The following is an 18,917-nucleotide window of genomic DNA, read 5'->3' as shown; positions in this document are numbered from 1 at the left end:
CGCCGCATCCCGCTCCACCCGGAGGAGATCGGATGAACGCGAGATTGAGAGGTGTCATCGGCGCCGCGTCCGTCGCGCTGGCACTGGCCCTGATCGGGTCGGTGGTCGCTTACCAGCCGGCGGGCGCGGGCCCCCTGGTGAACCACGACAACCACCCGGCCGCACCGGACGCGCACCAGGCCGCGGCCATCGAACAGCAGGCCGGCATCCAGGCCGCGTCGGAGTTCCGCGCCAACTGCCGCGCGAGCCACCGGTCCGGCAACGACCCGATCATCTACCCCAACCAGACCGGCGTGTCGCACGTGCACGAGTTCTTCGGCAACCGGTCGACCAACGCGTCGTCCACGTACACGTCGCTCAAGGCGGCGGGCACCACGTGCGACCCGCTGGTCGACCTGTCCGCTTACTGGGTGCCCACGCTCTACAAGAACGGGCAGCCGGTCGCGCCGGAGAGCGTCACCGTGTACTACCAGGGCATCCACGACATGCAACGCGCCGTCGCGTACCCGCCGGACCTGCGGTACGTCGTCGGCAACGCCCGGGCGACCAGCCCCGACCAGAACCCGTCCGCGCGGTGGTCGTGCACCACGCAGTCGCCGTCGAGCCGGGACTTCATGAACTGCCCGGCCGGCACCAAGCTGGAGACCTACCTCGACTTCCCGACCTGCTGGAACGGCCGGGACCTGGACAGCGCCAACCACAAGGACCACATCGTGTTCTGGAACGGGTCGTGCCCGTCCACGCACAACGTGGTCCTGCCGAGGCTGGAGTTCCTGATCACCTACCCGGTCAACGGCGGCGGGCTGTCGCTGGGCGGGACGGTGAACGGGGTGAACGTGACCAACGCGCCGGGGTACACCTTCCACGGTGACTTCATCAACGCGTGGGACCAGCCGGAACTGGAACGACGGGTGCGGAACTGCGTCAACGCGGGTCGCATCTGCGGCACGAACGGCAACCCGATCTAGGGGTCGCGCGGGCGGCGGGGGCGTTGTCCTCCGCCGCCCGTCCACTGTGGACTGATGCGCGGGGCGGCCCGTTGGTGGCAGGATCGCCGGATGCAGCCAAGGGACCGCCTGCCGGTCACCCTCGCGGTACTCGTCGTGGTGGCGGTCGCGGTGTCGGCCATCCGGCCCAAGAGCTACGTCACCTGGCTGCTGGAGGTCGCGCCGATCCTCATCGCGCTGCCCCTGCTGGCGTGGACGCGCCGCCGGTTCCCGCTCACGCCGCTCGCGTACTGGCTGATCTTCGGGCACGCGCTGGTGCTCGCGCTCGGCGGCCACTACACCTACGCCGAGGTGCCGTTCGGCGATCTGTGGACCGACCGCAACCACTACGACCGGTTCGCCCATTTCGTGCAGGGTTTCGTGCCCGCGGTGCTGGCGCGGGAGATCTTGTTGCGCCGGACGCCGCTGCGGCCGGGGCGGTGGACGTTCTTCCTCGTGTCGGCCACGTGCCTGGCGGTCAGCGCGGGCTACGAGTTCGTGGAGTGGGCCGGCGCGGTGATCGGGGGTGAGTCGGCGACGGACTTCCTTGGCACGCAAGGTGATGTGTGGGACACGCACTGGGACATGCTCCTCGCGCTCGTGGGATCGGTGGTCGCGCAGTGGGCGCTGGGACGTGCCCACGACCGGCAGCTCGCGGGATTGTCGGTGGGGTAGGGCAAGCTGCACCCGACAGATCTTGTGCAAGTCGTGGAGGTAGGCGATGGCGAAGGCGAAGCAGAGCTCGTTGTCCCCGCAGGACATCGACCACCTGCGTGCGGAGTTGGCCGCGGGCCGACCGCCCGCGGTCTGGTTCACCTCCGCCGCGGTCGGGGTGGAGGCCGGGCGGTCGGCGAAGGTGGTGGCGTTCACCGAACCCGCCGAGGGGGACTTCATCCAGGTGCGGCCGACGGGGGAGAAGGACGAGCTGTCGTTCTCGCCGGCCGAGCTGACCGTGGAGAAGCCGGCTCCGCGCAAGCGCACCCCGGCGCCCGCCGCTGAAACCCCGCCGCCGGTGGCGCCGGTGGAGCACATCTACACGCCGGCGCCCGCCCCGCCCAAGCCGAGGCCCGCTCCGGCGCCTGCCGCGCCCGCGGCGCCGGCGGAACGCCGACCGGCCGCGCGCAAGCAGGCGAAGCCGGCGGAGGTGACCGTGACGCTCACGTCGACCGCGGACGGCGAGTGGACGGTCGACGTGCAGTGGGGGTCGAAGCGCACGTTGAAGGCCGCGCCGGTGGCGGCGTCGGCGGTGTCGCAGGCGTCGAAGCTGCTGCCGCCGGAGGTCGACGAGGCGGTCGAGAGCGTGCTCAGCGCGGCCCGCGAACGCCACCTCGCGCGGGTGGAGCAGCTGCGGGCGGAGCTGGAGGCGGCCCAGCGGGCGTTGGACGAGCTGACCGGCTGACCGGGCGGGAGCGGGTGCTGACCTGGCGAGAACACGTATTGCAACGTATTGATGATTGGCGTTCCGCGATCGGGTGAGGGTACTTCCCCTGGCCGGCGGTAGGGGCGGACCGTGGGGTCGAAATACCTTCGGTCGCACGAAGTCCCTCGACGCCGCGGAGGCACAAGATGGTTGTTGAGATCACGACCGCTGAGCACGCTCAAGCCCACAACTGCGGGTGCTCGGGTTGCACGGGCCCCGGCTGCGGGTGCTGCTCCACCTGCTAGTCCATCCCGCGCCTGCCAAGCAGGCCGCAAACCGCAACCACCCGACCCCGGCCCGCCCCAGCGAGCCGGGGTCCGGGCCACCGACCACCACCGACCACCACCGACCACCGCCGCCAATCGAGCGCCACCGGTCTTTCGCCCGCCCCACCGCCCGCCGCCGGCCCTTCGCGCCGCCCCGCCGCCGGCGCCGGCCTTTGCGCCGACCCACCGCCAGCTTTCGCGCCGACTACCGGCCGCCGCTGGCCTTTCGCGCGCCGTCCGAACGCCCGCTCGGGTTCGCGGCCCGGATCCACCTGGCCGGGACTTCGCACCCAGGGTTCCGCGCCCGGATCACCTCTGCGGACACGCCATGTCGCGGGGGTCAGGCGCCCTGCCGTCGGGCTCGTGCTGCCGGGCTCGTCGTGCCGTCGGGCTCGTGCTGCCGGGCTCGTCGTGCCGTCGGGCTCGTGCTGCCGGGCTCGTCGTGCTGCCGAGTCCGTGCCGCCGAGTCCGTGCTGCCGAGTCCGTGCTGCCGAGTCCGTGCTGCCGAGTCCGTGCTGCCGAGTCCGTGCTGCCGAGTCCGTGCTGCCGAGTCCGTGGCGTCGTCAGGTCCGTGGTGCGTCAGGGCCGTCGTTCGCCGAGAGGGTGTGCGGTGGCCGTCTCGTGGCGGGGTCGCGTTCGGGCTCGGCGGGTGCAGGGCTCGGGGCGGCGGGGCCAGGGTCCGGGGGGTTGGCGGCTGGTTGGGCTGCTGTGACGGGTGCCGGGCTGCCGGGTGGTGGCTGCCGGGTGCCGGCTGCCAGGTGGTGGGTGCCGGGTGGTGGGCGGTCGGGGGTGGTTTCGGCGGGTCCGCTGGTTTTTCAACCGAGGTACGGGAACAGTGTTTCCGTACACTTTCCGGCCAGGTTCACTCGATCGTGTTTGGTTGTCGTGGGCCCTGGCGGGTGGGACGCGGGAGGGTCCGCGGGCAGGGTAGCGGGGTTGCGGTCGGGGTGCCGGGTGACGTGGTGCCGGCCTCACGGTGGGCAGGCGGTGCCGTTGGACGGCACCTTGGCGTCCACCAGGAACTCCTCCGCGGCCTTCGTCGCGCACGCCGACTGGCCGAGTGCGCCATGCCCGCCGCCCTGCCACCCCACCACGACCCCGGCCGGCAGGGCCTGCGCCGCACGCTCCCCGCCCTCACGCGGCGTGACCGGGTCGGACGCCGTGGTCAGCACGAGCACCGGCGGCGCCCCCACGAGCCTCGGCACCTTCACCGCCTGAGGCACCGGGAACGGGCCGCAGGCCAGCAGCTTGCGCGCGAAGTGAGCACCGAACATCGGGTGCTTGGTGCGCCAGTCCTCCGTCAAACCCGCCACCCGCTCCGGCGGCACGCGGGTCGTCGTGTCGTTGCACCCCGTGATGATCCCGGCGTCGATGCGCGGCGGGTCGTCGTCCCGCTCCAGCAGCAGCGGCTCGATGAACGCACCCAGCTTGGCGCCGTCACCACCCTCCGCCGCCACGATCGCGTCAGCCAGCGCGCCCCACCGCGACCGGTCCGCCAAGCCGGCCAGCACGGCCTCCGTGGCGGTCCCCGGCGTGAGGTCGAAATCGCCGCCGCGCAACGGCCGGTCCCGCAGCGAGTCCAGCAACGCCTTGTACCGATCGGTCGCACCGGCCCCCAACGGGCACCCGCGCACCACGCAGTCCTTCTGGAACGCCGAGAACGTCTCCTCCGCCGCCACCGCCCGCGTCTGCATCACGGCCGTCACGTCCAACGTCGGGTCCGGCGCGCCGTCGAACACCATCCGCCCGATCCGGTCCGGGAACCGCGACGCGTACAGCGTCAGCACCCGCGAACCCTCACCGAGCCCGATGGCGTTCAGGTGCGGCACGCCCAACGCCTCGCGCAGCTGCTCGAGATCGGCCGACGCACGCCACGAGTCCACCGCCGGCAACCGGTTCTCCATGTCGAGCACGCACTCGCGGCTCGCCAACGTGTACGCGTCGACCAGGTCCTCGTTCGACTCCGCCCCCGGATCGGCCTCCACGATCCCGACCCGCGCCGCGTCCGGCACGCACTGCACGGGGTCCGACTCGCCGGTGCCCCGCCGGTCGACACCGATCAGCGTGAACGTGCTCAGCACCGTCGCGGGCAGGCTCGCCGCCAGCCGCGCCGCCTTCAACGTCCCAGGCTCGCCGCCCGCCTCGCCGACCACCACCAAGGGGCTGCCGCCCGTGCCCACGCGCAGCAGGGACATACCCAAGTTGCCCCGCCCGGGACGGCTCGGCACGTCCAGCCGCACGGTGAGCTGCGAGCACTCGTACTCCCACGTGCCGGCCGGCGCGGAATCACCCATCCGGGCACGCGCGGAGTCCGTGCACGACGACCAGGACAGCCCGGGCGTCTCGTAGCTCTCCAGCGGCGGGACCTCGCGGGGACCGGACGGGGTGGTGACGGACGACGGCTCCTCGCCGTCACCGTGCACGGCGATCACCGGCCGGGTCGACGGACCCGCGCTGCACGCGGCCAGCGCGCTCAGAGCCACCAACATCGAAGCGGCGTGACGCCGACGCGGCACAGCGGTCCCCTCGCTCTCTCCCACGGCATTGGACTCCCGGTGGGCTGGTTGCCCCAGAGGTTCGGTGCAGAGCCTCACACAGTCCAGGTGAGACTTCGGTGAGCGGGCTGGGGCAGGATGTCCGCGTGGTCACAGTGCACGTCGAGGGCATCCCCGAACGCAGGCTCCACCGCTCCGGGCCGGTCACGATCGCGGCCAAGGCGTTCGGCGCGATACCTCCGCCCGCGCTGGTGCTGCTGGGCGTGGTCAGCGTGCAGGTCGGCGCCGCCGTGGCCAAGCAGCTGTTCACCCTGGCGGGCGCCGCGGGCACGGTCACGCTGCGGCTCGTGCTGGCCGCCCTCATCCTGCTCGCGGTGTGGCGGCCGTCGCTGCGGCTGGACCGCCGGACGTACGCGGTGGTCCTCGGCTACGGGCTGGTGCTCGGCGCCATGAACCTGAGCTTCTACCAGGCGATCAAGCACATCCCGCTGGGCGCGGCGGTCACCATCGAGTTCCTCGGCCCGCTGGCGGTGGCCGTCATCGGGTCGCGGCGCTGGCTGGACGGGGTGTGGGCGCTGCTCGCGGCGACCGGCGTGCTGCTGCTGACCAGGGTCGACGGCGGCCTGTCGCTGCCCGGCGTGCTGTTCGCGGCGGGCGCGGGCGCGTGCTGGGCCGGCTACATCCTGCTGACCGCGGCGCTGGGCAGCCGCACGTCCGACGGCAAGGGCCTGGCGCTGGCGATGGTGGTCGGCGCGGCCGTGGCGCTGCCGTTCGGCGTGGCCGAGGCGGGCACGATGCTGCTCGACCCCGTGGTGCTCGTCGCGGGCGCGGCGGTGGCGCTGCTGTCGTCGGTGGTCCCGTACTCGCTGGAGCTGGAGGCGCTGCGCAAGATCCCGCCGCGCGTGTTCGGCATCCTGATGAGCCTGGAGCCGGCCGTCGCGGCGGTGGCCGGGTTGGTCCTGCTGCACGAGGCGCTGCGCCCCGCGCAGTGGGTCGCGGTGTTCTGCGTGGTGCTGGCGTCGATCGGCGCCACCCGGACCGGCAGACCGGAGGTGTGAGGAGTGGTCCGGAGCAAGGCCGGGACGGTCGAGGAGTACCTCGCGGAGCTGCCGGAGGACCGGCGCTCCACGGTGTCGGCGGTGCGGGACGTGATCCTGGCGAACCTGCCGGCCGGGTACGTCGAGGGCGTGCAGTGGGGGATGATCACCTACTCGGTGCCGCTGGAGGTGTCCGGCAAGACCTACAACGGGCAGCCGCTCGGGTACGTGTCCCTCGCGTCGCAGAAGAACCACGTCTCGCTGTACCTGATGGGCGTGTACGGCGAGCGCGAGCAGGAGTTCCGGGCCGAGTTCGAGGCGACCGGGCGGAAGCTCGACATGGGCAAGAGCTGCGTGCGCTTCAAGCGGCTCGACGACCTGCCGCTGGACCTCATCGGGCGTGAGGTCGCACGGCAGGGCGTGGACGACTTCGTGGCGAAGGTGCGCGCGGCCCGCAGCTGAGGTTCAGTGCTGAGGCTTGGCCGGCGGGTCGGGCGGCGGCTCCTCCACGCTGAGCCGCCCGTCGATCAGCTCGCCGCCGCGCTCCTCGAAGATCGTCGCGTAGGTCGCCGAGTACTTGCGGTAGACGGCCAGCAGCTCGCCCTCGACGGTGGCGGCCACGTCGGCGCGGAACTCGTCGCGCAGCCGGCGCATGGTGTTCACGGCGCTGCGGCGGTTCAGGCTGTGCAGGTAGGGCCGGAACGTCACGTTCAGCCCGCCCACCACCGCCGCCATGAGCAGCAGCACCTTGCCCAGCGGCGTTTCCGACGAGGTGAAGCCCACCGCCAGCACGGCGGGCACGAAGATCAGCACCACGGTGTAGAACAGCCCGGTCGTCCGGTGCACGACCCGCCACGCCGACAGCCGCCGGCAGTCGTGCTGCATGCGATCGTCCAACTCCCGGATGAGCACGTTCACGTCAGCTACCTCGGCCACAGCCGACCACGGTACTCACCCGAGCGGTCACGCGGGGCGAACTTCGCCTCGCAGCACCGATTCCACGTCGTAGCGCGCGGGCTGCTCGAGCTGGTCGTAGCCGCACGACGCGGGGTCGCGGTCGGGCCGCCAGCGGCGGAACTGGCCGTTGTGCCGCAGCCGGGCGGGCGCGCCGCCCTCGGTCTGCGAGTACGCGATCTCCAGCACCCGCTCGGGCCGCAACGGCACCCAGTCGGCGTGCTTGCCCCGCCACCGGTTGATCTCGCCGGGCAGCCGGCGGCCGTCCGGCTCCACCAGCCACGGGTGCTCGTCGGTGGTGATGAGGTCCTTGAACTCCTCGGCCAACGCCCGCCGCTCGGCCGCCTTGAACGAGCCGACGACGCCGACGTGGTGCAGGACGCCCGCGTCGTCGTGCAGGCCGAGCAGCAGCGAACCGACCGCCGTGCCCGGCTCGGTGTCCTTGTGCCAGCGCAGCCCGGCCACCACGCACTCGGCGGTGCGGGCGTGCTTGACCTTGATCATGGTGCGCTTGCCCGGCGTGTACTCGCCGGCGGCGGGCTTGCCGATGACGCCGTCCAGGCCCGCGCCCTCGAACAGCTCGAACCACTGCGCGGCCAGGTCGCCGTCGGTGGTCGCGGGCGTGAGGTAGAGGCCGTCGCCGGGCGTGATCAGCCCCTCCAGCGCGGACCGGCGCTCCGTGCACGGCCGCTCCAGCAGCAGCTCGTCGCCCAGGGCCAGCAGGTCGAACGCCACGAAGCTCGCCGGCGTCCGCTCCGCCAGCAGCCGCACGCGGCTCTCCGCCGGGTGGATCCGCTCGGACAGCGCGTCGAAGTCCAGCTTGTCGTCCTTGGCCACGACGAGCTCGCCGTCGACGACGATCCGCGGCGGCAGCGTGCGCCGCAGCGCGGCCTCCGCCTCCGGGAAGTACCGGTTGAGCGGCTTGCCGCTGCGGGACTGGAGGAACACCTCGTCGCCGTCGCGGAACACCAGGCAGCGGTAGCCGTCCCACTTGGGCTCGAACACGAGGTCCGAGCCGGTCGGGATCTCGTCCACCGAGGTGGCCAGCATCGGCTGCACGGGAGGGGTCAACGGGAGCGCCACGCGGCCATCCTGCCGGGTGACCGGGCCCGGCGCACGCGTTGGCGCTGCCTCTTCGCCAGATCGAGGCGCACCGCGGTCGGGAGGACCTCGACGCCGAGCGCGGCGCGGGCCCGCGACAGCACCCGACCGTCCAACTCCCGCCACACCCGGCGCACGTCCGCGCCGTGCCGCAGCGTCAACCGCAGCCGCAACGCGCGCCCGCCCACCACGGCCACCTTCGCGCCGGCCACGCCGTGCACCTGCTCGGCGTCCGCGCGCACCGCCGCCGCCAGCGCCTTGGCGGTGACGACCACGTCGTCCAGGAGCAGGTCGGGGTGCCGTTCGGGGCGGACCGCGCGCCACGCCCACCACAGCCCGAGCACCACGGCGAGCAGGCCGAGCGCGATCAGCCCGAGCCGGACGGGCAGCAGGTGCCGCCGGGCCCAGTCGAGCACCACGGGGTCCAGCACCGGCCGGTCGACGGCGAAGCGGTGCAGCACGACGGCGGCGCCGCCGACCAGCAGGGCGAGCACGCCGAGCACGGCGGCCAGCACGCGTTCGGCGCGGTTCGAGCGGTTCACGGTCGGTCCTTCGGCGAGATGACGATGACCGACACCTTCGGCCGCACGGGCATCGGCAGGTCGTCCACCGCGGCCCGGGCCACCTCCAGCAGCCGCGGCCGCAACGACGCCTCGTCGTGCAGGCGGCTGGTCGCGCGGACCCGCACCTTGCGCCGCGACGCGGTGACCGACACGTCCACCACCCCGTCCTCCGCCCGCACCCGGTGCCCGACCACGCGGGCCAGCGACGCGGGCGTGGTCACCACCCGCACGCCGTCGGCCGGGTCGTCCAGCGGCACCTGCGACACCCCCGCCCGTGACGCCACGACCAGCAGGAACAGCCCTCCGACGGCCACGCACGCGCCGGTCACGAGCACCGGTCGGTCCACCCAGGACCAGTCCGGCCACGTCGGCCACCCGTGCCCGGACCAGTGCCGGGCGACCGCGACGACCAGCAGCGCGCCGGCCGCGGCCAGCGCCGACCCGAGCAACGGCGACAGCACCCGCAGCAGGACCCGCACCTACACCACCCGCGGCCGGGTCTCGGCGCGCAGCGCGGACACCGTCAGCGCCACCGAGCGGACCCGGTAGCCGGTGATCCGCTCGACCTCCTCGGTCACGCGCCGCCGCACGTCCGCGGCGGCCGTGCGCACGGGCGCCGGGTAGCGCAACGCCAGCTTCACCGCGAGGTCCAGGTCACCCTCCACCTCGTCGACCTTGACCACCGCGCTCGGCTCGGCGCCGGGCACGAGCCGGACGGCGTGCGCCGCGACCTTCCGCACCACGGTCGGGTGAATCTCGAGCGAGCCCTCCGCGTCGGTCACTTGTCGCGGCCCCGGCCGAGCAGGTCGCCGAGGTCGAGCTCGCCGTCGAGGACCCGGCCCACGACCAGGCCGATCACCCCGACCGCCAGGGTCACCAGGAAGGCGGTGAAACCGCTGGTCGCGGCCAGCCCGAGGACCAGGCCCGCGAGCAGACCCGTCTGCGTCGCGCTCATCAGCTCTCCCACTCCAGATCGGCCACGACGACGTCCACGGGCGCGGCGCCCGCCACCCGCGTCACCCGCGCCCGCAGCTCCGGCACCACCTCGCCGATCGGCCGGTCGGTCCGCAGCACCACCGCCACCTCGACCCGCGCGCCGACCCGGACGCCGAGCACGCGCCGTCCCGGCAGGTAGGAGGCGAACGCGCCGTCCAGCCGCGCCACCTCCGGGTGGGCCAGCACCGCCGCCTCGACGTCCTCCGCCACGTCCGTCACTCGACCCGGGACCCCGTGGTCGGCGTGGTCTCCTCGTCCTCCTCGGGCAGGTGGATGTCGTTGACCGCGATGTTGACCTCGATGACCTCGAGCCCGGTCATCCGCTCGACCTGGCCGATCACGTTGCGCCGCACCGCCCGCGCGAGGTCGACGATGCTCACGCCGTACTCGACGATGATGTCCAGGTCGACCGCGGCCTGCTTCTCGCCCACCTCGACGGCCACGCCGGCGGTGTTCACGGTGCCCGCGCCCGGGATGCGCTCGCGCAACGCGCCGAACGCCCGCGACACCCCGCCGCCGACGGCGTGCACGCCGGAGATCTCCCGGGCCGCGATGCCCGCGACCTTCTGCACGACCGACGACGCGATCGTGGTCCTGCCCTGCTCGGTGTCGTCGGCCGCACGCGGCGCGGTGCCGGTCTCCGGCTTGACGGCGGTGCTCTGGGCCACGGCGGTCCCTCCGAATCGGTGCGTGCACGTTCGGGAGCGGACCGTATCCGGATCAGGGCGTGGACGGGCCGGACGTCACCGGATCAGGCGTCACCTTGCGGTACCGCAGGAGGAGGGCGCTGTCGTGGTGCAGCACCGACGCCAGCTCCAGCGACCGGGGCGCCGGCGGCAGCGGACCGTTCGAGATCCGACCCGCGTCACCTCCCGCGAGCAGCGGGGAGAACGTCACGCACAGCACGTCGACCAGGTCCGCGTCGATCAACGCGCCGAACACCTTCGGCCCGCCCTCGCAGTCGACCCGGTGCAGGCCGCGCTCGCGCAGGGCCGCCAGCGCCAGGTCCATGGCCACGGTCTCCTCGCCGGCGACGACCACGTCGGCGCCCGCCGCGGCCAGCGCGTCACGCCGCTCCCGGGGCGCGGCCCGCGTGGTCAGGATGATCGGCGGCACGGTCGTGCTGGTCAGCAGCGTGGACGTCGGCTCGATCGAGCACCGCCCCGTCACCACGGCGACCGGCGGCACGGGCGCGAGGCCCAGCCTGGCCCGCCGGGACGCGCGCACCTCGCCCGCCTTGACCCCGTGGTAGCCCTCGACCAGGGCCGTGCCCGCGCCGACGAGCACCACGTCGCACAGGTCGCGGCCCAGCATGAAGACCTTGCGGTCGGCCTCGTTGCCCAGCCCCTCGGACCGCCCGGCCACCGACACCGCACCGTCCACGCTGGACACGAAGTTCACCTGCACCCACGGCCGGTCGAGCCCGTCGGGGTAGTCGTAGAGCCGTTCGAGCTCGTCGTCGGTGATCTCGCCGTCACGTGGTGGCCACAACATCCGCACCGCCACATCCCAGCACGCCGTTACGATCCGGTCATGTCCGCCCCGCCGCGCCTGTCCGACCGCACCCCGCACGTCGCCGCGGACGAGCTGGTGGACGCGATGGTCCCGCCGCCCCGCTTCGACGCGGTCCGCTTCGCCACCTACCTGCCCAACCCGGACGAGCCGAGCCAGGCCGCGGCGGTGCGGGCCGGCCGTGAGTTCGCCGAACGCGTGTCCGAGGGCGGCGGCCGGGGCGTGTTCGGCCGGCTGTTCAAGCGGTCGGGCGCCGAGGACGCCAAGCCCGGGCTCTACCTCGACGGCGGGTTCGGCGTCGGCAAGACCCACCTGCTGGCCTCGGTCTGGCACGCCGTGCCCGGTCCCAAGGCCTACGGCACGTTCGTCGAGCTGACCAACCTGGTCGGCGCGCTGGGCTTCGGCGAGACCGTCCGCCGGCTGTCCGCGCACAAGCTGCTCGCGATCGACGAGTTCGAGCTGGACGACCCGGGCGACACGATGCTGGTCACCCGCCTGATCAAGGAGCTGATCGCGGCGGGCGTGTCGGTCGCGGCCACGTCGAACACGCTGCCGGACAAGCTGGGCGAGGGCCGGTTCGCCGCCGCCGACTTCCTGCGCGAGATCCAGTCGATGTCGGCGAAGTTCACCGTGGTCCGGGTCGACGGCCCCGACTACCGCCACCGCGGCCTGCCCGACGCGCCGCCGCCGATGGCCGACGAGGACCTCGTGGCCAAGGCCGTGAGCACGCCCGGCAGCACGTTGGACGACTTCGCCGACCTGTGCGCCGCGCTGGCCCGGATCCACCCGTCGAGCTACGGCCGGCTGGTGGACGGGGTGACCGCGGTGCACCTGCGCCACGTCCGGCCCGCGCCCGACCAGGCGGTGGCGCTGAGGCTCGTGGCGCTCGGCGACCGCCTCTACGACCGGGACATCCCAGTGGCGGTGTCCGGCGAGCCGCTCTCGGAGCTCTTCACCGCCGAAATGCTGCGCGGCGGCTACCGCAAGAAGTACCTGCGGGCGGTATCGCGGCTTGTAGCCCTGTCGCGCTGATCTTGCCTGCTCAGGCCCCCGTTCGGGGTGGTTTTGCGGGTGGGGCGCCGGGTATCCCTCGGCCGTGATGAGCGAAGCGGAACGCCGCACCCTCAGTGAGATCGAGAGCAGACTCGCGGACGAGGAGCCGGGCCTGGCCTCGGCGCTCGTCGCCGGCAAACCCCGGCACCCCGTGCTCAGCTACGCCCTCGTGGCCACGTTCGGTGGTCTGGGTGTGCTGCTGCTGTTCCTCGGGGCGTTCGGCCCCGCCCTGGCGTCGCTGGGGTTCGGCGCGCTGCTGATGCTGATGCGCGGCTACACCTGGCGGTGAGCCGGGACCGCCCCGCGGTCCCGCACGAGCGGGCCGGCGCCCACCAGCTCATCGCGCAGTCGCGCCGCGCCCGGTCACGCCCGTCGACCGACCCCGGTGGTCGGGGAGGTGCGTCACACTTCGCGGATCCGGCCTAATCCGCTGGCCCTCCGCGGTGGCCATGGCCGACCATGCGCGGGTGGGATACCTGGACGCGAACGGCCTCGCCTTCCGCCTGCCCGACGGCCGCGAGCTGTTCCGCGACGTGTCGTTCAAGGTCGGCACGAACAGCGTGGTCGCCCTGGTCGGCGCGAACGGCGTCGGCAAGACGACCCTGCTGAGGATTCTGTCGAACGAGCTGACGCCCACCGCGGGCAGCGTCCGCGTGCAGGGCGGCCTCGGCGTGATGCCGCAGTTCGTCGGCTCGGTCCGGGACGGAAGCACCGTCCGCGACCTGCTGCTGGCCGCGTCGCCCGCGTCGCTGCGCGCCGCCGCGAAGGCGCTCGACGAGGTCGAGCTCCAGCTCATGGAGACCGACGACGAGCCGACCCAGATGCGCTACGCCGACGCGATCACCGCGTGGGGCGAGGTCGGCGGCTACGACGCCGAGGTGCTGTGGGACACCGTCACGGTCGCCGCGCTCGGCGTGCCATTCGACCGGGCCCGGTTCCGCGAGGTCCGCACGCTGTCCGGCGGCGAGCAGAAGCGGCTGGTGCTCGAAGCGCTGCTGCGCGGCCCGGAGCAGGTGCTGCTGCTCGACGAGCCGGACAACTACCTCGACGTGCCCGGCAAGCGCTGGCTGGAGGACCGGCTGCGCGAGACCGGCAAGGCCGTGCTGCTGGTCAGCCACGACCGGGAGCTGCTCGACGTCGCCGCGACGCACGTCGTGACGGTGGAGGCGCACTCGGCGTGGACGCACGCGGGCTCGTTCGGCACCTGGCACGGCGCCCGCGCGGCCCGCATCGACCGGCTCGCCGAGCTGCACCGGCGGTGGGACGAGGAGCACGACCACCTCAAGGAGCTCGTCCGCACGCTCCAGATCCAGGCCAGGATCAGCGAGGTGATGGCGGCGAAGTACCGGGTCATGCGGGCCAAGCTGGAGAAGTTCGAGGAGGCGGGTCCGCCGCCGGAGCTGCCGACGGACGAGAAGGTGACGCCCCGCCTGCGCGGCGGCCGCACCGGCGTGCGCGCCATCACCGTGGAGGACCTCGAGCTGACCGGGTTGATGAAGCCGTTCAGCACGGAGGTCTTCTTCTCCGACCGCGTGGCCGTGCTCGGCTCGAACGGGTCGGGAAAGAGCCACTTCCTGCGGCTGCTCGGCGGCGGCGACGTCGCGCACACGGGTGTGTGCCGCCTCGGGGCGCGGGTGGTGCCGGGCCTGTTCGCGCAGACCCACCAGCACCCGGAGTGGATCGGCCGCACGCTGGTCGACGTCCTGTGGCACGGCGAGGGCGGCCGCAAGGGGCTCGACCGGGGCGCGGCGATGGCCGTGCTGAGCCGCTACGGCCTCGGCAAGCAGGGCGACCAGCGGTTCGAGACGCTCTCCGGCGGCCAGCAGGCGCGGTTCCAGGTGTTGTTGCTGGAGCTGTCCGGCGCCACGCTGCTGCTGCTGGACGAGCCGACCGACAACCTCGACCTGAACTCGGCCGAGGCGTTGCAGAACGCCCTGGAAGGCTTCACCGGCACGGTCGTCGCGGTCACGCACGACCGCTGGTTCGCCCGCGGTTTCGACCGGTTCCTGCTGTTCCGGTCCGACGGCGAGGTCGTCGAGGTGGACGAGCCGGTGTGGGACGAGACGCGGGTCAAGCGCGCCCGGTAGCGCGATCCGGGCTGCCTGGGCGGTGCGGCCGGGTCTGGCAGCTTTCCGACGCATCGCCGGCGGACCACCACGCGAGGGCGCGTCGGTCGTTCGCGTCCTCATTTGCCGGGGATCACGCTTTTCGATCGTCGGGAAATCAGGGCGCGAACGACCGACTTCCAGGCGACCGAGCCCGCGACGCCGGAGGCAGCGCACTCCAACACAGGTGCTCGGCGTCGTCGTCGGGCTCGTCGTGCTGGTCCTGATGGTGGCGGTCGCCCGGCACCGCGCCCGTCCGCCGAAGACGCTGCCGCTGGCCGTCGGCGTGCTGGTCGGCGTGGGTCTGCAAGGCCTGATCGGCGGCCCCAGCGTGCGCCGCGCCCTCGCGCCCGAGATCGTCGCGGTCCACTTCCTGGTCAGCATGGTGCTGGTCGCCGCGCTCGTCGTGCTGGTCGACCGGCTCGGCAGGCCCGACGCGGTGCCGACCGCGCCGGCCGACTTCCGGCTCCGGTACGGCATGAGGGCGATGCCCGTGGCGCTGACCGCCGTGGTCGTGCTGGGCATCCTGGTCACCGGCAGCGGTCCGCACGGCGGTGACGAGGACGCGCGCCGGTTCGGCTACGACCTCGCCGAGGTGGCCGCGTGGCACGCGGAGGCGGTCGTGGTGCTGGTCGGCCTCCAGCTCGGTGCGGCGATCGTGCTGCGCACCGCGGCCGCGTTCGCCGCGCTCGCGCTGTCGGTCGTCCAAGGCGTGATCGGCTCGGTGCAGGAGGCGTTGGCGCTGCCGGCGCCGTTGGTGGCGGCGCACGTGGTCACCGGCGCGCTGGTCGTCGCGGCCACCACGCACCTGGTCGTGCGGACGTTCCGGGGCTAGCGGGCGCTCGGCTCCGGCGTGCGGGTCGACGCGTCCTCGGACTCCGTCGGCTCGACGCCCCGCTCGACCAGGTGACCGGTCTCGAACTCGCGTTCCAGCACCCACAGCCCCTCTTCACGCCGCCACGACGTCAGCGAGGCGTTGGGCACGACGGTGTTGCGCGCGAACGCGGCGAGGTCGGGTTCGGGCAGGCACTCCAGCAGGTAGCGCAGCAGGAACGCCTGCAGCTCGTGCCCGAACAGCAGCACGCGCCGCCCGTCGAGGTCGCGCAGCAGCGACCGCAGCCGCAGCGCCACGTCCGCCCACGACTCACCGCCCGGCGGCCGGTAGTAGAACTTGCCGAGCCGCCGCTCGCGCGCCCGTTCCTCCGGGTACCGCGCCGCCACGCCGTGGCTGGTCAGCAGGTCCAGCACGCCCAGCTCGCGGTCGCGCAGCCGTTCGTCGACCCGTGACCGCGGTCGCCCGCTCACGGTGAGCCGCGCGGTGTCGATGGCCCGCCGGTACGGCGAGCAGACCACGAGGTCCGGCCACTCCTCGCGCGGCAGGGCGGCGAACCACCGGCCCAGCGCCCGGCCCTGCCGCTCGCCCTGGTCCGACAGCGGCACGTCCGCGTCGCGATCGAGGAGGTCCACGACCTCGTGACCGGCCGACTCCGCGGCCTCGCTCGCCACGTTGCCGGTGCTCTCGCCGTGCCTGATCAGCCCGATCCAGTCCACCCCAAGGGAGTCCACCTGAGCCAACCTAGCGCTCCGTCGCCGCCTCGGCACTCCCTGGCGTCGACCCGGGCGCGGCTGGACTCCGCGCGTGGACGTGGAGGTGGCCCGGCAGGTCATCCGCGGTCGGCGGGCAGCCGGCCGGACCTGACCGCCGCGACCAGCTCCTCGTGGTCGGCGCACGTCCGGTCGGCGTAGTCCAGCGCGTACCGGGCGATCGCCTCGTCCAGCTCCTCGCCGCCCGCGCAGTACCCCGCCAGCAGCCGGGGGTCGACCGACCGGCTGTGCGCGCGGGCCAGCAGCGCGCCCGCGAGCCGGCCGTAGTCGTCCAGGTCGTCCCGCTTCAACGTGGTCGCGTCGATCTCGCCCTTGCGGTTGCGGAACTGCCGGACGATGTAGTCCCGGCCCTCGATCGTGGTCCAGCCGAGCAGGATGTCGGTCTCCGCCTGCACGAGCCGCGCGCCGTGCACGATCCGCTTGCCCTCGTGCTTGACCGGCGGCGCGCCCAGGAACGGCGCCAGCGCCGACGGTCGCGCCTCCTTCGCCTGCAGCACGAGCGCCTCGTCGCCGTTGCCGTGCAACAGGACCAGGTAGTTGCGCAGGCCCACGCTGCCGGTGCCGACGACGCGGAACGCCACGTCCGACACGCTGTAGCGCATGATCAGCTCGTACCGGGACTCGCGCAGCGTGTCCACATAGGACGGCAGGGCGTCCACGACGGACCGCGCCACCTCGTCGGAGATCCGGGACAGCACGGGCGGGTCCGGCACGAACCGGATGTGCTCGCCCTCGCGCCGGGTCCACTTGGCCGCCACCCGGGCGCTGGTGTTCTTGCGCGCCTTGGACGCGGCCTTGGTGAAGTCGTCCAGCAGGTCGTCGGCCTTCGTCTTGGACAACGCCGACTCGTCGCCCAGCGCGTTCCACGACTCCATGAACGGGATCTCGGCCAGGTGCCGCGCCGCACCGCGGTAGGCGCGCACGGCGTCGGACGCCGCGTCCCGGCAGCCCTTCTCCGACACGCCGCCCTCCCGGCCCGCCAGCACCAGCGAGGTCGCCAGTCGCTTCAGGTCCCACTCCCACGGGCCGGGCAGCGTCTCGTCGAAGTCGTTGATGTCCATCACGATCCGGCCTTCGGGCGTGCCGTAGAGGCCGAAGTTGGCCGCGTGCGCGTCACCGCACAGCTGGGCGTCCAGCCCGCTGCGCGCGCCCACGGCCAGGTCGCCCGCCATCAGCCCGGCGCTGCCCCGGAAGAACGCGAACGGCGAGACGAGCATCCGGCCGATCCGCAGCGGCACGAGGTCCGGCAGGCGGCCCTCGTTCGACGCGTCCACGAACTCGACCACCGACGGCCGGTCCGGCGCGAGCCGCAGCTCGCGGTGCGCCCGGTGGCTCACCGCCGCCCGCAGCTCGCGGCCGCGCGCCAGGACCTCTTCCGGTTCGACCCACTGCCCCAGCGCGACGGCCGCCTCGGCCCGCTTGCGTTCACCCATGCGGGTAAGGATGCGTCACGCCACGACGGGATACGTGTGCCGCGACACGTCTGTGACCTGCGGTAACGGTCCGTGGTCGGTCCGTGTGGAACGGAAGCGGGTCAATCGGACACAGTGCCCAAAACCTCGGCGACGGCGTCGACGCCCCGGTCCAGCTCCGCGCGCGTGATGACGAGCGGGGGAGCGACGCGCAGGGTCGTGTCCTGCGTCTCCTTGCACAGCACGCCCAGCCGGGCCAGCGCCTCCGACGCCGCACGGCCGCGCGGTCCGCCGGGCGCGATCTCGACGCCCGCCCACAGCCCGCGCCCGCGCACCTCGGCCACCCCGCGCCCGACCAGCTCGCCCAGCCGCGCGTGCAGGTGGGCGCCCAGCTCGCGGGACCGCTGCTGGAACTCGCCGGTCGCCAGCAGCCGCACCACGGCCCGCCCGACCGCGCACGCCAGCGGGTTGCCGCCGAACGTCGACCCGTGCTCACCGGGCCGCAGCACGCCGAGCACCGCGCGGCTGCCGACCACCGCCGACACCGGCATGATGCCGCCGCCCAGCGCCTTGCCCAGCGTGTAGAGGTCGGCGCGCACGCCCTCGTGGTCCAGCGCGAGCAGCTCGCCGGTGCGGCCCAGGCCGGACTGGATCTCGTCCGCGATCATCAGCACGTGGTGCTCGTCGCACAGCGCCCGCACGCCCGCCAGGTAGCCCGCCGGCGGCACGACCACGCCCGCCTCGCCCTGGATCGGCTCCAGCAGCACCGCCGCCGTCCGCTCGGTGATCGCGTCGCGCAACGCCTCCAGCGAGCCGTACTCGACGACCTTGAAGCCCGGCGTGAACGGCCCGAAGTCCTCCCGCGCGGTGTCGTCGGTGGAGAACGAGACGATCGTGGTGGTCCGGCCGTGGAAGTTCGACCCGGCGACCACGATCTCGGCCGTGCCGGCCGGCACGCCCTTCACCCGGTACGCCCACTTGCGGGCGACCTTGATCGCCGACTCGACGGCCTCCGCGCCAGAGTTCATCGCCAGCACCATCTCGGTGCCGGTCAGCTCGGCCAGCTCGCGGCAGAACGGGCCGAACTGGTCGTGGTGGAACGCGCGGCTGGTCAGCGTGACCCGGCCGAGCTGCTCGACCGCGGCGGCGACCAGGTCGGGGTGGCGGTGGCCGAAGTTCAGCGACGAGTAGCCGGACAGGAAGTCCAGGTAGCGGCGTCCGTCGACGTCGGTGACCCACGCGCCTTCGCCGTGCGAGATGACGACCGGCAGCGGGTGGTAGTTGTGCGTGCTCCATTCCTCGTCGAGCGAGATGAAGTGCTGGGAGCTCAGAGCTGCGGCCATGGCGGTCATGTCACCAACACTAAGGGGCCTGCGCCAGCGAATTCATCCGTCAGGCGTTGCGCATCCGTC

At 73.3% G+C, this 18,917-nt stretch carries 22 protein-coding genes; 9 read left to right on the top strand and 13 right to left on the bottom strand.

Annotated elements, in window-relative coordinates:
- Window positions 1-32 precede the first annotated feature (32 nt).
- The 3 genes from AB0I91_RS08220 (at window position 33) to AB0I91_RS08210 (ending at window position 2,385) form a co-directional block, all read left to right on the top strand.
- Window positions 33-968 (top strand): DUF1996 domain-containing protein, encoded by a 936-nt coding sequence (locus AB0I91_RS08220; RefSeq protein WP_498782701.1) that lies wholly within the window; start codon window positions 33-35, stop codon window positions 966-968.
- Window positions 969-1,058: 90 nt separating this feature from the next.
- Window positions 1,059-1,661, top strand: coding sequence for a DUF2238 domain-containing protein (locus AB0I91_RS08215; protein WP_499636018.1), 603 nt, complete (start codon window positions 1,059-1,061; stop codon window positions 1,659-1,661).
- 46 nt (window positions 1,662-1,707) lie between these two features.
- Window positions 1,708-2,385 carry a DUF6319 family protein gene (locus AB0I91_RS08210; RefSeq protein ID WP_498782697.1) on the top strand — a complete coding sequence of 226 codons (678 nt, stop codon included), beginning with the start codon at window positions 1,708-1,710 and terminating at the stop codon, window positions 2,383-2,385.
- Window positions 2,386-3,643: 1,258 nt separating this feature from the next.
- On the opposite strand, the gene AB0I91_RS08205 is transcribed toward AB0I91_RS08210, so the two are convergent.
- Window positions 3,644-5,161 carry an alpha/beta fold hydrolase gene (locus tag AB0I91_RS08205; protein WP_498782695.1) on the bottom strand — a complete coding sequence of 506 codons (1,518 nt, stop codon included), beginning with the start codon at window positions 5,159-5,161 and terminating at the stop codon, window positions 3,644-3,646.
- 161 nt (window positions 5,162-5,322) lie between these two features.
- Here AB0I91_RS08205 and AB0I91_RS08200 point away from each other — a divergent pair, with 161 nt between their 5' ends.
- The gene (locus tag AB0I91_RS08200; RefSeq protein WP_498782816.1) at window positions 5,323-6,225 is read left to right on the top strand and encodes an EamA family transporter; all 903 of its coding nucleotides are present in this window, start codon (window positions 5,323-5,325) and stop codon (window positions 6,223-6,225) included.
- Window positions 6,226-6,228: 3 nt separating this feature from the next.
- Window positions 6,229-6,666 carry an iron chaperone gene (locus AB0I91_RS08195; RefSeq protein ID WP_498782692.1) on the top strand — a complete coding sequence of 146 codons (438 nt, stop codon included), beginning with the start codon at window positions 6,229-6,231 and terminating at the stop codon, window positions 6,664-6,666.
- A gap of 3 nt (window positions 6,667-6,669) precedes the next feature.
- Here AB0I91_RS08195 and AB0I91_RS08190 read toward each other — a convergent pair whose 3' ends face one another.
- The 9 genes from AB0I91_RS08190 to AB0I91_RS08150 are packed head-to-tail and all read right to left on the bottom strand — an operon-like array spanning window position 6,670 to window position 11,312.
- Window positions 6,670-7,140, bottom strand: a complete 471-nt coding sequence (locus tag AB0I91_RS08190) for a hypothetical protein (RefSeq protein WP_499608546.1) — start codon at window positions 7,138-7,140, stop codon at window positions 6,670-6,672.
- A gap of 27 nt (window positions 7,141-7,167) precedes the next feature.
- A complete protein-coding gene (locus AB0I91_RS08185) occupies window positions 7,168-8,241 on the bottom strand; it encodes an ATP-dependent DNA ligase (RefSeq protein ID WP_498782688.1) in 1,074 nt (357 codons plus the stop codon).
- Window positions 8,226-8,801 carry an alkaline shock response membrane anchor protein AmaP gene (locus AB0I91_RS08180; protein ID WP_499636015.1) on the bottom strand — a complete coding sequence of 192 codons (576 nt, stop codon included), beginning with the start codon at window positions 8,799-8,801 and terminating at the stop codon, window positions 8,226-8,228. The genes AB0I91_RS08185 and AB0I91_RS08180 overlap by 16 nt, the downstream gene beginning before the upstream one ends.
- On the bottom strand, window positions 8,798-9,301 hold the full coding sequence (locus AB0I91_RS08175; protein ID WP_499636013.1) for a DUF6286 domain-containing protein: 504 nt from the start codon (window positions 9,299-9,301) through the stop codon (window positions 8,798-8,800). The genes AB0I91_RS08180 and AB0I91_RS08175 overlap by 4 nt, the downstream gene beginning before the upstream one ends.
- A complete protein-coding gene (locus tag AB0I91_RS08170; RefSeq protein WP_498782682.1) occupies window positions 9,302-9,562 on the bottom strand; it encodes an Asp23/Gls24 family envelope stress response protein in 261 nt (86 codons plus the stop codon). It abuts the gene before it with no gap.
- Between the two features lie 38 nt (window positions 9,563-9,600).
- On the bottom strand, window positions 9,601-9,777 hold the full coding sequence (locus tag AB0I91_RS08165; RefSeq protein WP_498782680.1) for a hypothetical protein: 177 nt from the start codon (window positions 9,775-9,777) through the stop codon (window positions 9,601-9,603).
- The gene (locus AB0I91_RS08160) at window positions 9,777-10,028 is read right to left on the bottom strand and encodes a hypothetical protein (RefSeq protein WP_498782678.1); all 252 of its coding nucleotides are present in this window, start codon (window positions 10,026-10,028) and stop codon (window positions 9,777-9,779) included. The genes AB0I91_RS08165 and AB0I91_RS08160 overlap by 1 nt, the downstream gene beginning before the upstream one ends.
- 5 nt (window positions 10,029-10,033) lie before the next feature.
- Window positions 10,034-10,486 carry an Asp23/Gls24 family envelope stress response protein gene (locus tag AB0I91_RS08155; protein WP_498782676.1) on the bottom strand — a complete coding sequence of 151 codons (453 nt, stop codon included), beginning with the start codon at window positions 10,484-10,486 and terminating at the stop codon, window positions 10,034-10,036.
- Between the two features lie 52 nt (window positions 10,487-10,538).
- Window positions 10,539-11,312 carry a pyrimidine reductase family protein gene (locus AB0I91_RS08150; protein ID WP_498782815.1) on the bottom strand — a complete coding sequence of 258 codons (774 nt, stop codon included), beginning with the start codon at window positions 11,310-11,312 and terminating at the stop codon, window positions 10,539-10,541.
- Between the two features lie 39 nt (window positions 11,313-11,351).
- Between AB0I91_RS08150 and zapE the strand changes: the two genes are divergently transcribed.
- The 4 genes from zapE (at window position 11,352) to AB0I91_RS08130 (ending at window position 15,323) form a co-directional block, all read left to right on the top strand.
- Window positions 11,352-12,362, top strand: a complete 1,011-nt coding sequence (zapE, locus tag AB0I91_RS08145) for a cell division protein ZapE (protein ID WP_499636009.1) — start codon at window positions 11,352-11,354, stop codon at window positions 12,360-12,362.
- A 67-nt stretch (window positions 12,363-12,429) separates the two neighbouring features.
- The gene (locus tag AB0I91_RS08140) at window positions 12,430-12,672 is read left to right on the top strand and encodes a DUF3040 domain-containing protein (protein WP_106618954.1); all 243 of its coding nucleotides are present in this window, start codon (window positions 12,430-12,432) and stop codon (window positions 12,670-12,672) included.
- 178 nt (window positions 12,673-12,850) lie between these two features.
- Window positions 12,851-14,470, top strand: a complete 1,620-nt coding sequence (locus AB0I91_RS08135) for an ABC-F family ATP-binding cassette domain-containing protein (protein WP_499608537.1) — start codon at window positions 12,851-12,853, stop codon at window positions 14,468-14,470.
- Between the two features lie 205 nt (window positions 14,471-14,675).
- Window positions 14,676-15,323, top strand: a complete 648-nt coding sequence (locus AB0I91_RS08130; RefSeq protein WP_499636006.1) for a COX15/CtaA family protein — start codon at window positions 14,676-14,678, stop codon at window positions 15,321-15,323.
- Here the strand turns inward: AB0I91_RS08130 and AB0I91_RS08125 are convergent.
- From AB0I91_RS08125 to rocD, 3 genes are all read right to left on the bottom strand, one after another.
- Entirely contained in the window at window positions 15,320-16,054 is a 735-nt protein-coding gene (locus AB0I91_RS08125) for a histidine phosphatase family protein (RefSeq protein WP_498782114.1), read from the bottom strand. The two genes, AB0I91_RS08130 and AB0I91_RS08125, sit on opposite strands and share 4 nt — an antisense overlap.
- A 98-nt stretch (window positions 16,055-16,152) precedes the next feature.
- A complete protein-coding gene (locus tag AB0I91_RS08120; RefSeq protein ID WP_498782116.1) occupies window positions 16,153-17,526 on the bottom strand; it encodes a DUF2252 domain-containing protein in 1,374 nt (457 codons plus the stop codon).
- Between the two features lie 101 nt (window positions 17,527-17,627).
- Entirely contained in the window at window positions 17,628-18,857 is a 1,230-nt protein-coding gene (gene rocD, locus AB0I91_RS08115; RefSeq protein ID WP_498782118.1) for an ornithine--oxo-acid transaminase, read from the bottom strand.
- Window positions 18,858-18,917 lie beyond the last annotated feature (60 nt).

The sequence above is a fragment of the Actinosynnema sp. NPDC049800 genome (genome assembly GCF_040656635.1).
Classification (GTDB): Bacteria; Actinomycetota; Actinomycetes; order Mycobacteriales; family Pseudonocardiaceae; genus Actinosynnema.
Note: the sequence above shows the minus strand (reverse complement) of the source record. Positions and strands in the feature narration are given on the sequence as shown.

Bases quoted from the DNA above. Each gene is read 5' to 3' on its own strand.
- AB0I91_RS08120 (WP_498782116.1), bottom strand. From the start codon at position 17,526: ATGGGTGAACGCAAGCGGGCCGAGGCGGCCGTCGCGCTGGGGCAGTGG.
- AB0I91_RS08210 (WP_498782697.1), top strand. From the start codon at position 1,708: ATGGCGAAGGCGAAGCAGAGCTCGTTGTCCCCGCAGGACATCGACCAC.
- AB0I91_RS08220 (WP_498782701.1), top strand. From the start codon at position 33: ATGAACGCGAGATTGAGAGGTGTCATCGGCGCCGCGTCCGTCGCGCTG.
- AB0I91_RS08205 (WP_498782695.1), bottom strand. From the start codon at position 5,161: ATGTTGGTGGCTCTGAGCGCGCTGGCCGCGTGCAGCGCGGGTCCGTCG.
- rocD (WP_498782118.1), bottom strand. From the start codon at position 18,857: ATGACCGCCATGGCCGCAGCTCTGAGCTCCCAGCACTTCATCTCGCTC.
- AB0I91_RS08150 (WP_498782815.1), bottom strand. From the start codon at position 11,312: ATGTTGTGGCCACCACGTGACGGCGAGATCACCGACGACGAGCTCGAA.
- zapE (WP_499636009.1), top strand. From the start codon at position 11,352: ATGTCCGCCCCGCCGCGCCTGTCCGACCGCACCCCGCACGTCGCCGCG.
- AB0I91_RS08165 (WP_498782680.1), bottom strand. From the start codon at position 9,777: ATGAGCGCGACGCAGACGGGTCTGCTCGCGGGCCTGGTCCTCGGGCTG.
- AB0I91_RS08140 (WP_106618954.1), top strand. From the start codon at position 12,430: ATGAGCGAAGCGGAACGCCGCACCCTCAGTGAGATCGAGAGCAGACTC.
- AB0I91_RS08215 (WP_499636018.1), top strand. From the start codon at position 1,059: ATGCAGCCAAGGGACCGCCTGCCGGTCACCCTCGCGGTACTCGTCGTG.